This is a genomic window from Delftia sp. BGA-UO-ETr-SB1, assembly GCF_059567865.1.
On record NZ_JCAQOW010000005.1, the window covers coordinates 788471 to 801317 of the forward strand.

Genomic DNA, 12847 nt, shown 5'->3' on the forward strand with positions numbered 1-12847 from the left:
GCCATGCAATGGAACACACTTGCCGAGCACCTGTTCGGCCCCGGCCACCAGATCCACGCCAACGGCGATTTCCTCGAAGGCCACGCCGTGTTCGATGGCCAGCCCCTCACCATCGTCGGCACCACGGGCCACGCGCCCATCGGCGTGCGGCTGGCCCTGGCCCAGGCCCGCGTGGTACTGGAGACGGTCGGCGCGCACCCTGGCCGCCCCATCGTGCTGCTGATCGACACGCAGGGCCAGCAACTGCGCCGCCATGACGAGCTGCTGGGCATCAACCGCGCCATGGCCCACCTGGGCACCTGCATCGACCTGGCACGGCGCCGGGGCCACCGCGTCATCGGCCTGGTCTATGACCAGGCGCTGTCGGGCGGCTTCATCACCTCGGGCCTGATCGCCGATGCCTGCTACGCCCTGCCCGAGGCCGAGATCCGCGTGATGCGCATCCCCGCCATGTCGCGCATCACCAAGCTGCCCGAGTCCCTGCTCAATGCCCTGTCCGAGTCCAACCCGGTGTTCGCGCCCGGCGTGGGCAACTACGTGGCCATGGGCGGCGTGCGCGGCCTGTGGCAAGGCGATCTGCAGGCGGCGCTGCGCGACGCCCTGGCCCACAGCCCGCGCGAGGACATGCGCGCTCTGGACGGCGCCGAGCGCGGCGGCCGCAAGCTGGCCGCCGAGGTGGTGCAGCGCGTCCTGGCCGCTGGATGAAGGCAGGCCGCAGCATGCTGGACACCCTGCACCGCCACCAGCTGGTGGACCTGGGCCCGCAGGCCTGGGCGGACCTGCTGGAGCGCCCCTGGGATGCGCAGGCGCGCGAGATCCTCACGCACTGGCGCGACCATGCACTGCCGCTGGTGGTCGCGCGGCAGTCGGCCGACCATGCCGCCGCCGGCCTGATGGCGTTGGGCCTGCCTGCGCCCGGGCGCTGGCAGCGGCGGCGCATGGGCTTCGATGTGGCGCGCGGCGCGGCCATGGGCACCCGCGAATTTCCCTCGCTGGACGAGCTGATGGCCTCGCACACGATCTCGTACTCGGCCTCGCCCCTCGCCACATACGGCACCTTGCAGCAGTGCCTGCGCGCTGCCGGGGCGACGGGCTTTGTCTTCGGCAGCCACGGGTGGCAGTGCATCACGGGCCTGCCCTATCTGCGGCCAGGCTCGGACATCGACCTCTGGGTTCCGGTCAATGGCGCCGAACAGGGCGATCGGCTGGCCAGCCTGCTGCAGGCCATCCCGCAGGAAGGCCCGCGCGTGGATGCCGAGCTGGTGTTTCCCGGCGGCTGGGCCGTGGCCTGGCGCGAATGGGCCGCCTGGCGTGCAGGCAGGGTGCGATCGGTCCTGGTCAAGGGCCTGCACGGGGTGGCACTGCGTGAAGACCATGAATGGTGTGCGTCGGCTGCGGCGCCTGGAGTTCCTGCATGAAACCTGCCCTTCTCCGCCCGGCCCGGGCCTTGCCATCGACCGGGCATATCGGCCGCGCGGCCACGCTGGCCCTCTACGACGAGCTGTCGCTGACACCCAAGCCCGGCCTGGTGACCCTGGTGGACCGCGGCAGCCATGACGACATGGATGCCCACAGCTTCATGCGCAGCCTGTTCGCGCTGCGCAGCTACTTCCCCAAAATGGCCCAGGCAGGCAGCCAGGGCGCATCGTTCCCCGTGCTGGAGCGCCTGGGCATCGAGGCGGAGCAGCGCATGCTGGCCGCCACCGGCGGCATCAACACCCACCGTGGCGCCGTCTTCATGCTGGGCCTGCTGTGCGCGGCCGGCGGCGCGGTGCTGGCCGAGCAGGACTGCATTCCCGGCGCCGCATGGCTGCGCGAGGCCCTGTGCCGCCACTGGGGCGATGCGCTGCAGCAGCGCAGCCTGCGGGCCTCCGCCCTGCCCGGCGGCATCGCCGCGCGCCGCCACGGCCTGCGGGGTGCATCGCAGGAGGCGGCCCTGGGTTTCCCCGTCCTGTTCGAGACCGCCGTGCCGGCGCTGGCCAGAGCGCATGCCAGCGGGCTGCCCGCCCCCTTGGCGCGGCTGGAGGCCCTGTTCCACATCATGGCGGTGCTGGACGACTGCAACATGGCCCACCGCGCGGGCATGCAGGGGCTGCGCCATGGCCAGGATGCCGCGCGGCGCTTTCTCCAGGCGGGCGGCTGCGCGCATCCCGAAGGCCTGTCCAGGGCGCAGGCCATTTGCGCCGATTTCGTGGCGCGCCGCCTTTCACCAGGCGGCGCGGCCGACACCCTGGCGGCGGCCTGCTGGGTGCTGCGTGTCTGCGAGCGGCCATGAGCTTTGCACTGCTGTTTTCGGGCCAGGGTACGCAGCATCCCGCCATGCTTCCCTGGCTGGCAGACGATGCATGGACACAGGCAGTCTGCGAACAGCTGCAGGTTGCGCACTGGCGCGACAGGTTGGCGGATGCGCCGTGGGCCGAGTCCAACGCCGTGGCCCAGCCCCTGCTGGCAGGCCTGGCCATGGCCGCGTGGATGCAGCTGTCCCAGCAACTGCCCGCGCCTTCGACCATGGCGGGCTACAGCGTGGGGGAACTGCCCGCATTCGGTGCCGCGGGCGCGCTGGATGCCTGCGACATCGTTGCCTTGGCCGCGCGCCGGGCGGCGGCCATGGACCGCTGCGCCCAGCAGATACCCGGCGGCGGGCTGCTGGCCGTCAGCGGCCTCCCGCCCGCACGCATGGCCGCCCTGCTGGAGACGACCGGGCTGGCCGTGGCCATACGCAACGGCCCCGAGAACCTCATCCTGGGCGGCCCCCATGCGGCGCTGGAGCAGGCGCAGGCGATGGCAGTGCGCCAGGGCGCGCATGCCACCCGGCTGCGCGTGCAGGTAGCTTCCCACACCCCGTGGATGCGACAGGCCGCACAGGCCTTCGCACAGGACCTGGGCCAGGTGGCCGTGCACGCGCCCGCCGTGGCGCTGTTCAGCAACACGGCCCGGCGGGTGCGTGATGCCGCAGGAGCCCGTGCAGCCCTGTCCGAGCAGATAGCGGGCACGGTGCACTGGGACGACTGCATGGACAGCATTGCCGCACGCCAGGTGCGGTGCGTTCTGGAAATCGGCCCCGGCCAGGCGCTGGCACGCCTGTGGAACCAGCGCCATCCGGACATTCCGGCCCGCTCCTGCGACGACTTCCGCAGCGCGGCGGCCATTGCAGGCTGGATAGGCAGGCACTGCGGGGACTGAAGCCCCGGAGCCTTGCGCCGCAGCCTTTGCGCCTGAGCTTTTTGCACCGGCTTCGTGCCCCCTTGATTTCTAGACCCAGGAGACAACCACCATGAGCCAAGACCTTGCACCGTCCCTTGCACCGTCCTATCCCCCACCTGCAGAGCTGGCCCGCAATGCGCGCGTGAGCGGGCGCGCCGCCTATGACCGGCTCGTCGCGGAGGCGGACGCCGACCCCCAGGCGTTCTGGGGCCGGCTCGCGCGCGAGTTCGTCGCGTGGAAGCGCCCGTTCACGCGCGTGCTCGATGAAAGCCGCGCCCCGTTCTACGAATGGTTCAATGACGGCACGCTCAACGCCAGCTGGAACTGCCTGGAGCGCAACATCCAGCGGGGGCTGGGCGAGCGCACGGCCCTCATCTTCGAAGCCGATGACGGCGCGGTGACGCAGGTGACCTATGCGCAGCTTCTCGCCAGGGTCAATCGCCTGGCCAACGCCCTGCGCAGCCTGGGCGTCGGCAAGGGCGACCGCGTCGTCATCTACATGGCCATGTCGATTGACGGCGTGGCCGCCATGCAGGCCTGTGCGCGCATAGGCGCCATTCACTGCGTGGTGTTCGGCGGCTTCTCCGCCACGGCGCTGCGCGACCGCATCGCGGACACGGGGGCCTGCGCCGTCATCACGGCAGACCAGCAAGTGCGGGGAGGACGGCAATTGCCCCTCAAGAGCATCGTGGACGAGGCCCTGGCCCAGCCCGGCTGCGAGCAGGTCCGCCACGTGCTGGTGGCACGGCGCACGGGCGCCGCCATCGCCATGCACCAGCCCCGGGACCTGTGGCTTGAAGAAATCACCGCAGCCCAGAGCGATGTCTGCGAACCGGAATGGGTGCCGGCCGAGCATCCGCTGTTCCTGCTCTACACCTCGGGCTCCACCGGAACCCCCAAGGGCGTCCAGCACGCCACGGGAGGCTATCTGCTGCATGCCGCCGTGACCTGCGCCTGGACCTTCGACCTGCAGCCCTCCGATGTCTTCTGGTGTACGGCGGACATCGGATGGGTGACCGGCCATACCTATATCGCCTACGGCCCGCTGGCGCTGGGCGCCACGCAGGTGGTGTTCGAGGGCGTGCCCACCTACCCGGACGCGGGACGCTTCTGGAAAATGATCGAGGCCCATGGGGTGACGGTCTTCTACACGGCGCCCACGGCAATTCGCTCGCTGATCAAGGCCGCCGACGCCGATGCGCAGGTGCATCCCGCGCGCTACGACCTGGGCAGCCTGCGCATCCTGGGGTCCGTGGGCGAGCCGATCAATCCCGCCGCCTGGCACTGGTACCACGAGCAGGTGGGCGGGGGCCGCTGCCCCATCGTCGATACGTTCTGGCAGACGGAGACGGGCGGGCACATGATCACGCCGCTGCCCGGAGCCACGGACCTGGTGCCCGGCTCCTGCACGCTGGCCTTCCCGGGCATTGCCGCCGCCGTGGTGGACGAGGCCGGCAACGAGCTGCCCTGGGGCGACAGCGGCATCCTGGTGATCAAGCGCCCCTGGCCCTCCATGATCAGGAACATCTGGGGCCATCCCGAGCGGTTTGTCGCCAGCTACTTCCCCGAAGAATTCAAGGGCCGCTACTACCTGGCGGGAGACGGCGCGGTCCGCGATGCGCGCACCGGCTACTTCACCATCACCGGCCGCATCGACGATGTGCTCAACGTCAGCGGCCACCGCATGGGCACGATGGAGATCGAGTCCGCCCTGGTGGCCATGACCGACCTGGTGGCGGAGGCCGCCGTCGTGGGGCGGCCCGATGACACGACGGGAGAGGCCATATGCGCCTTCGTCGTCCTCAAGCGTTCGCGGCCCAGCGGCGCCGAGGCGGCCGACATCGCCAGGCTGCTGCGGGAGTGGGTGGCCAAGGAGATCGGGCCGATCGCCAAGCCCAGGGACATCCGGTTCGGCGACAACCTGCCCAAGACCCGCAGCGGCAAGATCATGCGGCGATTGCTGCGCAGCATTGCACGCGGCGAGTCCATCGTGCAGGACACCTCCACCCTGGAGAACCCGGCGATCCTGGAGCAGCTGTCACAGGCCTGCTGAAGGCCAGGCTGCAATCCACAAGCGATGCAGCCCTGTCAGGCTGCGAGGCCTGCAAGGCAGCCCGCCCGTTCAAGCTCCCAGATGTTGGAAAGCAGCTGCCGGGCACGTCCCTCGCCGGCGACGGGCGCGGCAAGCTCCATGAACTTGTCCTCCAGTTCCCCATCCGACAAAGGCAGCTCGGGATCGCCCTTGCGGTCCGGCTGGAACCAGACATGGCGGCGGCCATCCCTGGTGACGATTTCCACGCGTGCCGATCTCTTGCCAGGGAAGGCCCGGTCGATTTGCGGGTCCACGGCCACCTGGACACGCCCAAGCATTGCGCGAACGGCGGGATCGGCCAGGCGCTCCGGGCTGTACGCCGAAAGCCGCACGCTGCCATGGACCAGGGCCGTGGCCACCACGAAACGAAGACTGAAGCGGGCTTCGTTTTCCGTCGCAGGATCGGTGTAGCAGGCGATATCCAGGGCCGGGCCATAGGTGGCCACGGCCACGCTGCAGATGTCGTCCGCCCGCAGGGCATGCTGGCTGCGCAAGGCCAGCGCGGCGTCGATGGCGGCGAACGTATGGCCGCAGCCGACGTGGTTCTTGAAGGTGAGCCGGGTGATGTGGAAGTCCCTGCCCAACGTCGCACCGATGTCTGACCAGTCGGGTCCGTCGCTGACTGCGCGGCCCAGGCCCAGTTCTCCATCCAGCACGTCCAGCGATCCCGTCACCCCCTGGTGCGCAAGCTGCGCGGCCAGCAGGCCGGCCTCCGCTGCGCGCCCGGCATGCAAGGGCTTGGACATCGAATCCATGCGAAATGCCTGCTGCAACCCGGCAGAGAAGGTGGCCGCCGTGGCCAGTGCATGGGCGAATTGCCCTGCATCCAGCCGCAACGCATACCCTGCGGCTGCCGCTGCCCCGAAGACGCCCACGGTGCCGGTGTTGTGCCAGAAGCGGTAGTGGGCCCGGCCCAGGGTCACGCCGATGCGGGTGGAGACCTCATAGCCCAGCACCACGGCACGCAGGAAGTCCAGGCCACTGGCCCCTGCCTGCTGGCTTGCCGCCAGCGCCGCCGCAATGGTTGCGGCCCCGGGGTGGTACATGGCATCGCGGAAGCTGTCGTCCACCTCGGCGGCATGGGCCGCCGAACCGTTGAACAGTGCCGCCGCCCGCGCCGTGGCCATGCGGCCGTTTCCAAGCCGGCAGGAGCCGCGGTCCAGGTCCTCGGCAAGCACCTGCTCCAACTGTGCAAGAGGGGCCGCGCCCAGCCCCGGGAACAAAGCGGCATACCAGTCGATCACGGCACGCTTGGCATGGTGGATGACGGTTTCGGGAAGCTCGGTACGGTGGTATTGAGCGGCAAACTGCCCGAACACTTCGGTCGCATGCATGCGTGGTCTCCTTGGATTGGCCCTCAATGAGGCCGTCTTTTTTTGGAAGAAATGTGCAGTACCTGGCGCCCTCAGGCCAGAACCAGCACACCATCGGCAGCGCAAACGCCCTGGCCCTGCGGCAGCACGAACACCGGGTTGATCTCCGCTTCGATCACGCGGTCGCCCAGCCGGGCGGCCATTGCAGAGAACGCGACGATGGCATGGGCCAGCGCATCGGCATCGGCCCTGGGCCGGCCGCGAAAGCCGTCCAGCAGCGGCCAGGTCTTGAGCTCCCTGGCCATCTCCAGGGCGTCAGACAGGCTCAGCACCCCCAGCTGTGAGCCGTCGTCCGGCAGCAACCGCAGCGTGGTGTCCTGGAACAGCTCGGCCGTCACGCCTCCCATGCCCAGCATCACGGCGGTACCCAGCGCATCCTTGTGCAGGCCAAGAATCAGCTCGGTGCCACCGGCCACCATCTGCTGCACCAGGAACCGGTCCGGGCGCACGCCAGCCCTTGCCTGCACGTCGGCCACCATCGCGCCCAACCGGGCACCTATGGTTTGCGCAGTCAGGCCGACGGCGACACCGCCCACATCGCTCTTGTGCGTGATCCGGGACGAAAGGATCTTGAGCACCACCCGGCCGCCCAGTTCGCGCGCGGCGGCTTCGGCCTCTTCGGCGGTGCGCACCACACGCTCGGCCGCGCACGGCACGCCGAAACGGCGGAAAACGGCCTTGGCCTGCGCTTCATCGAGGCAGCCAACGGGCAGATCCGGTTCCTGCAGGGTGTCCTTGCCGACGACCAGCTCGGAAGGCGCACCCTGGAAGCCGTTGACGCGCAGCATGCCCGCCAGCGCGGCCGTGCAGCTTTCCGCCGCAGCGAAGGCCGGCACGCCGCGTTGCGTGAGCAGCGCGCCGATTTCCGGCGCATGCGGGCTGACGTAGGCCAGCACCGGCTTGTCGGAGTGGGGCAGGCAGTCCTGGATGGCACCGGCCAGCAGCTCGGGCATGGCCAGGCTGGAGGAGCCGACGATGATCACCAGCGCGTCGTAGCTCGGGCTTGCCAGCAAGGCATGGATGGCGCCGCGCAGCAGGTCGGGACGCAGGCCCGCCAGGGTCACGTCGATGGGGTTGCGGTCCAGCACGGCCTCGCTGCCGGTCTGCAGCGCGCGTAGTGCGTCGGCCGTCGCCTGGTCAGGGGCCGGCGTGTCGAATCCGGCCACGCCCAGATCGTCCGACACCAGGGTGCCCGCACCGCCGGTGGACGTCAGGATGGCGATGCGCTTGCCGCGCAGCCTGCGGCCCGTGGCCAGCGCAGCGGGCACGTCCAGCAGGTCGGCAAAGCTTTGCGCACGGATCACGCCGACCTGGCGGAACAGCGCGTCGTACATGCGATCGGCTCCGGCCATGGCGCCCGTGTGCGATACGGCGGCCTTGGCGCCGGCCTCGGAGCGGCCGATCTTGAAGGCCACCACGGGCTTGCCGGCACGCGCGGCCTTCAGGCAGGCGGCACGGAACCTGGCGGGATGGCGCACCGTCTCCACATACAGCGCGATCACCTTGGTGGCCGGGTCATCGGCCAGGTGGTCTATGAAGTCGGCCAGTTCCAGATCCACTTCATTGCTGGTGGAGATGAGCTTGGACAGGCCGATGCCACGCGCGGCGGCGCGCGACAGCAGCGAGCCCAGGATGCCGCCGCTTTGCGAGACGACGCCGATGCCTCCGACGGGGAACTCGTCCATCTCCAGCGCGCCCGAGGGCGACAGCACGATCCGGTCGGTCAGGTTGACCAGCCCGATGGTGTTGGGCCCCAGCAGGCGCATGCTGCCGGCCGCCTCGATCAGCTGCCGCTGGCGGTGCGCCCCGTCCTCGCCCGTTTCCGTGTAGCCGCTGGCCAGCACGATGGCTGCCGCGCAGCCCAGCGCCGACAGCTCCCTGACGGCCTGGTGCGCACGCTCGGCGCCCAGCAGCACCACGGCCACATCAGGCACTTCAGGCAACGAGGCCACATCGGGATAGCAGGCCAGATCGCCAATGCGCTCCACGCGCGGATTGACGGGAAGAATGCGGCCGGCAAACCCGTGCTTTTGCAGGTAGGCCACCGGGCGGCCCGTGGTCTTTTTCAGGTCGGCAGAGGCGCCTATGACGGCGACGCTGCGCGGCGACAGCAGCTTGGCAATGGCTTCGCTCATGGCATCACTCCTTGCCGGCCGTCTTGGCCAGGAAGGCCTCCACCGATGCGCGGTGTTCACTGCTGGTGTAGCAGATGCCCTGGGCCTGGCTGCCCTGGGCGAAGACATCGTGCGAAGACAGCTCGAAGCTCTGGTTCAGGATGGTCTTGGTCAATGCCAGCGCGGTGGAAGAAGCCGAGGACAGCTCGCGCGCCCAGGCCTGGGCGTCTGCCACCAAGGTCTCGGCACTGGCCTGGCGGTCCACGATGCCCAGCGCCAGGGCTTCCGGCAGCTTGACCTGGCGCCCCGTGAAGATCAGCTCCTTGGCCTTGGCCAGGCCCACACGGCGCGGCAGGAAGTACATGCCGCCGCCGTCCGGGATGATGCCGCGCAGCACATAGCTCCACGCGAAGCTGGCCCATTCGCTGGCGATCACGAAGTCGCAGGCCAGCGCCGTGTCTGCCCCCAGGCCCGAAGCCGCGCCGTTGACGGCGGCGATCACGGGCTTGGGCATGGTGTGCAGCAGGGCCTGGACATGGTGCACGCGCTGCTGGCGCTGCCAGCCGTTGAAGCCCACCTCGCCCGCGGGAGCATTCATGCGCCTTTGCATTCCGGCAATGTCACCGCCTGCGCAAAATCCCTTGCCCGCGCCTGTCAGCACCAGGGCCTTGATGGCCTTGTCTGCCGCCACGCGCTCCAGGGCATCGATGAACTCGGTGCGCATGTCGTCACTCATGGCGTTGCGCTTGTCGGGGCGGTTCAGGGTCACGGTCGCCACCGCATCGGCGACATTCAGTTGGATCAGTTCGTAGTTCATGGCGTGCTTTGAAAGCGATCGCAGCCAGTGCGATCAATCGGGATGGATGTTGTTTTGCCTGACGATCTGCGCCCAGCGCTTTTCCTCGGCCTGCACATAGGTGTCCAGTTCCGCCGCAGGTCCGGCATTGACCATCAGGCCCTCGTGCTCCAGCTTGCGAACGAACTCCGGCGAGCGGGCCGCCTTGCGGGCCGCGGCGTTCAGGCGATCGATCACGGCGGCAGGCGTGGCTGCCGGCGCGTACAGGCCGTACCAGCTCTCGACGCGGTAGCCCGGGACGGTGACGGCGATGGGTGGCACGTTCTTGAATGCCGCAGACGGCTCGGCCGTGGTGACCCCCAGCACGCGCAGCTTGCCGTTGTCGATGAAGGTGGATACCGCCGCCGCCGTGGCAAACATCATGTCCACCTGCCCGCCCATGAGATCGGTGAGCGCCGGGCCTGCGCCGCGGTAGGGCACATGGGTGAGCCTGACCTTGGCAAGGTTGGCAAACAGCTCACCCGCCAGATGCGCCGAAGTCCCGGCGCCCTGCGAGGCATAGGTCAGCTTGTCGGGACTGGCCTTGGCGGCGGCCATCACGTCCGCCACCGTCTTGTACGGGCTGGCGGCGGGCACCACCAGCACGTTGGGGCCGCGGCCGATCAGGATCACCGGAGCAAAGGCCTTGTTGCTCCCGTACGGCAGCTTGGCCTGCAACGCCGGATTGACGGCGTGCGCGAACGAAGCCACGACCAAGGAGTAACCGTCCGGCGCACTCTTGGCAACGTTGTCGGTGCCGATGATCGTGCCGGCACCGGGCTTGTTGTCCACGATGACGGGCTGGCCCAGGTCCTTGGCCATCTCGGCCCCCAGCGTGCGGGCGATCAGGTCCGTTCCGCCGCCTGGCGCAAAGGGCACGACGAGGCGCACGGGCTTTTCCGGGAATGCTGCAGATGCTGCGCTGCAGACAGTCGCGAGCACGGCAATGAACGCAATGGCCCTTGCACAACGGCGGGCGGCGAAACTGGGCATGGTGTGTCTCCTGGTTCTATGGACAGAGATCCGGTCACTGCGCCAGCGTTGCGATGACGCTGGCGACTGGCTTGTGAAAGCTTAGGGAAACGCACCGCGCTTGTGACCTCCCATATTCCAACCAGTGAAATTCCAAAGCGGGCGCGCCAGAGCCTGCGGCTGCATTTCCCTTGCATTCGGTGGAATACTTGGCTTCCATCAGGCGCCCGTACCCGGGCAGGAAGAACACAGCTTTCGACACCGGGGCAAGCGCGTTCTCCCACCAGCGGCAGCAGCATGACGAACAGGCGATCCCCCATCCTCCATGACAAGCCGGGACAGTCCCCGAGCAACCGCTCCCTGGAAAGAGGCGTCGAAATACTGCGTGCGTTCAGGCCCGGCTCGGAACTGCTGGGCAACAGCGACCTGGCGGAACGCACCGGCCTGTCCAAGGCCACGGTCACCCGGCTGACGCAGACCCTGGTGGGCTGCGGCATGCTGCAGGCCGACCACCCGAGCCGGGCCTTTCGCCTGGCCCCGGCGGTCCTGAGCCTGGCGCACGCCATGCGCACAGGCTCGACGGTGCTGTCGATTGCGGCGCCCCTGATGCGCACCCTCGCCGAGACACGCAGGATCAACGTGGGCCTGGCATGTCCCGACCGGGACGAGATGGTCTACCTGGAATCCATCCGCTACAACCGCCGGATCGTGCTCAGGCATGTGGTCTCGGGCCAGCGCGTTCCCATGGAACTGACGTCGCTGGGGCGCGCCTGCCTGGCAGCGGCGCCATCGGCCAGGCGCAAGGCCTTGCTCGACAGCTTCAGGCTCAAGAGAGGCGCCCAATGGCCTGCGCTGGAGCAGCAGATCCAGGCGGCGATCAAGTCCGTGAAAAGCCAAGGCTTCTGCGCCGCATCGTGGCAGCCGGAAGTGGTTGCGCTGGCCACGCCGCTGGTGACACCCGATGCCATCTATGTCCTGAACTGCAGCGTCTCCACCACGGAGCCTTTGCCGGCCATCGTGCAGGAGCTGCACCCGGCCTTGCTGCAACTGGGCCGGCAGATTGAAAGCCTGCTGGAAAAACTGTAATGCTCTCCCAGCAATATGCGCCCACCGCTGGCAAGCAGGGTTTCCAAAAATCGCTCAGACTAGGCACAAACGACTTTTGGCACTCCAAAAATGAGTGCAACCGTCTGAAAAACCCACGGAACTTTGGCTTTAGCACTCGGTCATAACGAGTGCTAATATGAAGGAATGGAAGAAAGGAACTCTGCAATGACAAACGCCTCCGGCTCCATTGCGACCACCTTGGCACCCGCTAACCCCTGGGCCCTGGTGCCGCCTCTGGGCAATTTGGATGCCTACATTTCCGCGGTCAACCGCCTGCCCATGCTCACCCTTGAGGAAGAGCAGGACTACGCCCGCAAGCTCAAAGAACACAGCGATCTGGACGCCGCAGGGCGTCTGGTGATGTCCCACCTGCGCCTGGTGGTGTCCATCTCGCGCCAGTACCTGGGCTACGGCCTGCCGCACGGCGACCTGATCCAGGAAGGCAACGTGGGCCTGATGAAGGCCGTCAAGCGCTTCGACCCCGATCAGAACGTGCGCCTGGTGAGCTACGCCATGCACTGGATCAAGGCCGAGATCCACGAGTACATCCTCAAGAACTGGCGCATGGTCAAGGTCGCCACGACCAAGGCCCAGCGCAAGCTGTTCTTCAACCTGCGTTCCATGAAGCAGGGCCTGAAGTCCGACGCCGCCATGGCCGAGGACGGAGCCATGCTGCGTGACACGCTGACCTCGGGCGAGATCGACGCCGTGGCCGAGAAGCTCAACGTCAAGCGCGAAGAAGTCATGGAGATGGAAACGCGCCTGGCCGGTGGCGACGTGCTGCTGGACCCCTCGCCCAGCGACGATGGCGAGCAGGCCTTCGGCCCCATCGCCTACCTGGCCGATGGCGCACACGAACCCACGGCCATGATCGAGTCGCGCCAGCGTGACCACCTGGCCACCGACGGCATTGCCATGGCGCTGGATTCGCTGGACGACCGCAGCCGCCGCATCGTCGAGGAGCGCTGGCTCAAGGTCAACGACGACGGCTCGGGCGGCATGACGCTGCATGAGCTGGCCGCCGTGTACGGTGTCAGCGCCGAGCGCATCCGCCAGATCGAGGTGGCTGCCATGAAGAAGATGAAGAAGGCCCTGGCCGAGTTCGCCTGATGGCCTGACGGCCTGGGCTGACAGGCCGCTTCACGACAAA

The 12847-nt window shown here is 68.3% G+C and carries 11 protein-coding genes; 7 read left to right on the forward strand and 4 right to left on the reverse strand.

All coding sequences use genetic code 11. The annotated features are described in order from the left end of the window. The first annotated feature begins 3 nt into the window (after window positions 1-3). The 5 genes from AC57B5_RS13740 to acs all read left to right on the forward strand — a co-directional run bounded on the left by AC57B5_RS13740 (window position 4) and on the right by acs (window position 5257). Window positions 4-705 carry a biotin-independent malonate decarboxylase subunit gamma gene (locus tag AC57B5_RS13740; RefSeq protein WP_097203377.1) on the forward strand — a complete coding sequence of 234 codons (702 nt, stop codon included), beginning with the start codon at window positions 4-6 and terminating at the stop codon, window positions 703-705. Between the two features lie 14 nt (window positions 706-719). Further along, window positions 720-1418, forward strand: a complete 699-nt coding sequence (gene mdcG / locus AC57B5_RS13745; RefSeq protein WP_496399743.1) for a malonate decarboxylase holo-[acyl-carrier-protein] synthase — start codon at window positions 720-722, stop codon at window positions 1416-1418. Then, window positions 1415-2275 (forward strand): triphosphoribosyl-dephospho-CoA synthase MdcB, encoded by an 861-nt coding sequence (gene mdcB / locus AC57B5_RS13750; RefSeq protein WP_496399744.1) that lies wholly within the window; start codon window positions 1415-1417, stop codon window positions 2273-2275. The genes mdcG and mdcB overlap by 4 nt, the downstream gene beginning before the upstream one ends. Next, window positions 2272-3183 (forward strand): acyltransferase domain-containing protein, encoded by a 912-nt coding sequence (locus tag AC57B5_RS13755; RefSeq protein ID WP_496399745.1) that lies wholly within the window; start codon window positions 2272-2274, stop codon window positions 3181-3183. The genes mdcB and AC57B5_RS13755 overlap by 4 nt, the downstream gene beginning before the upstream one ends. A 91-nt stretch (window positions 3184-3274) precedes the next feature. After that, window positions 3275-5257 (forward strand): acetate--CoA ligase, encoded by a 1983-nt coding sequence (gene acs / locus AC57B5_RS13760; RefSeq protein WP_496399746.1) that lies wholly within the window; start codon window positions 3275-3277, stop codon window positions 5255-5257. Between the two features lie 35 nt (window positions 5258-5292). Here the strand turns inward: acs and AC57B5_RS13765 are convergent, their stop codons facing one another. The 4 genes from AC57B5_RS13765 to AC57B5_RS13780 all read right to left on the reverse strand — a co-directional run bounded on the left by AC57B5_RS13765 (window position 5293) and on the right by AC57B5_RS13780 (window position 10611). Further along, window positions 5293-6630, reverse strand: coding sequence for an MmgE/PrpD family protein (locus tag AC57B5_RS13765; RefSeq protein WP_496399747.1), 1338 nt, complete (start codon window positions 6628-6630; stop codon window positions 5293-5295). 71 nt (window positions 6631-6701) lie between these two features. Then, on the reverse strand, window positions 6702-8804 hold the full coding sequence (locus AC57B5_RS13770) for an acetate--CoA ligase family protein (protein WP_496399748.1): 2103 nt from the start codon (window positions 8802-8804) through the stop codon (window positions 6702-6704). 4 nt (window positions 8805-8808) lie between these two features. After that, complete coding sequence (locus tag AC57B5_RS13775) at window positions 8809-9600, reverse strand: enoyl-CoA hydratase/isomerase family protein (protein ID WP_043824655.1); 792 nt, start codon at window positions 9598-9600, stop codon at window positions 8809-8811. A 33-nt stretch (window positions 9601-9633) separates the two neighbouring features. After that, the gene (locus AC57B5_RS13780) at window positions 9634-10611 is read right to left on the reverse strand and encodes a tripartite tricarboxylate transporter substrate binding protein (protein WP_496399749.1); all 978 of its coding nucleotides are present in this window, start codon (window positions 10609-10611) and stop codon (window positions 9634-9636) included. A gap of 276 nt (window positions 10612-10887) precedes the next feature. Between AC57B5_RS13780 and AC57B5_RS13785 the strand changes: the two genes are divergently transcribed. Together AC57B5_RS13785 and rpoH are read left to right on the forward strand one after the other, a co-directional pair. Continuing rightward, complete coding sequence (locus AC57B5_RS13785) at window positions 10888-11676, forward strand: IclR family transcriptional regulator (protein WP_496399750.1); 789 nt, start codon at window positions 10888-10890, stop codon at window positions 11674-11676. Window positions 11677-11862: 186 nt separating this feature from the next. Further along, on the forward strand, window positions 11863-12807 hold the full coding sequence (gene rpoH, locus AC57B5_RS13790) for an RNA polymerase sigma factor RpoH (protein ID WP_012203622.1): 945 nt from the start codon (window positions 11863-11865) through the stop codon (window positions 12805-12807). Window positions 12808-12847: the final 40 nt, after the last annotated feature.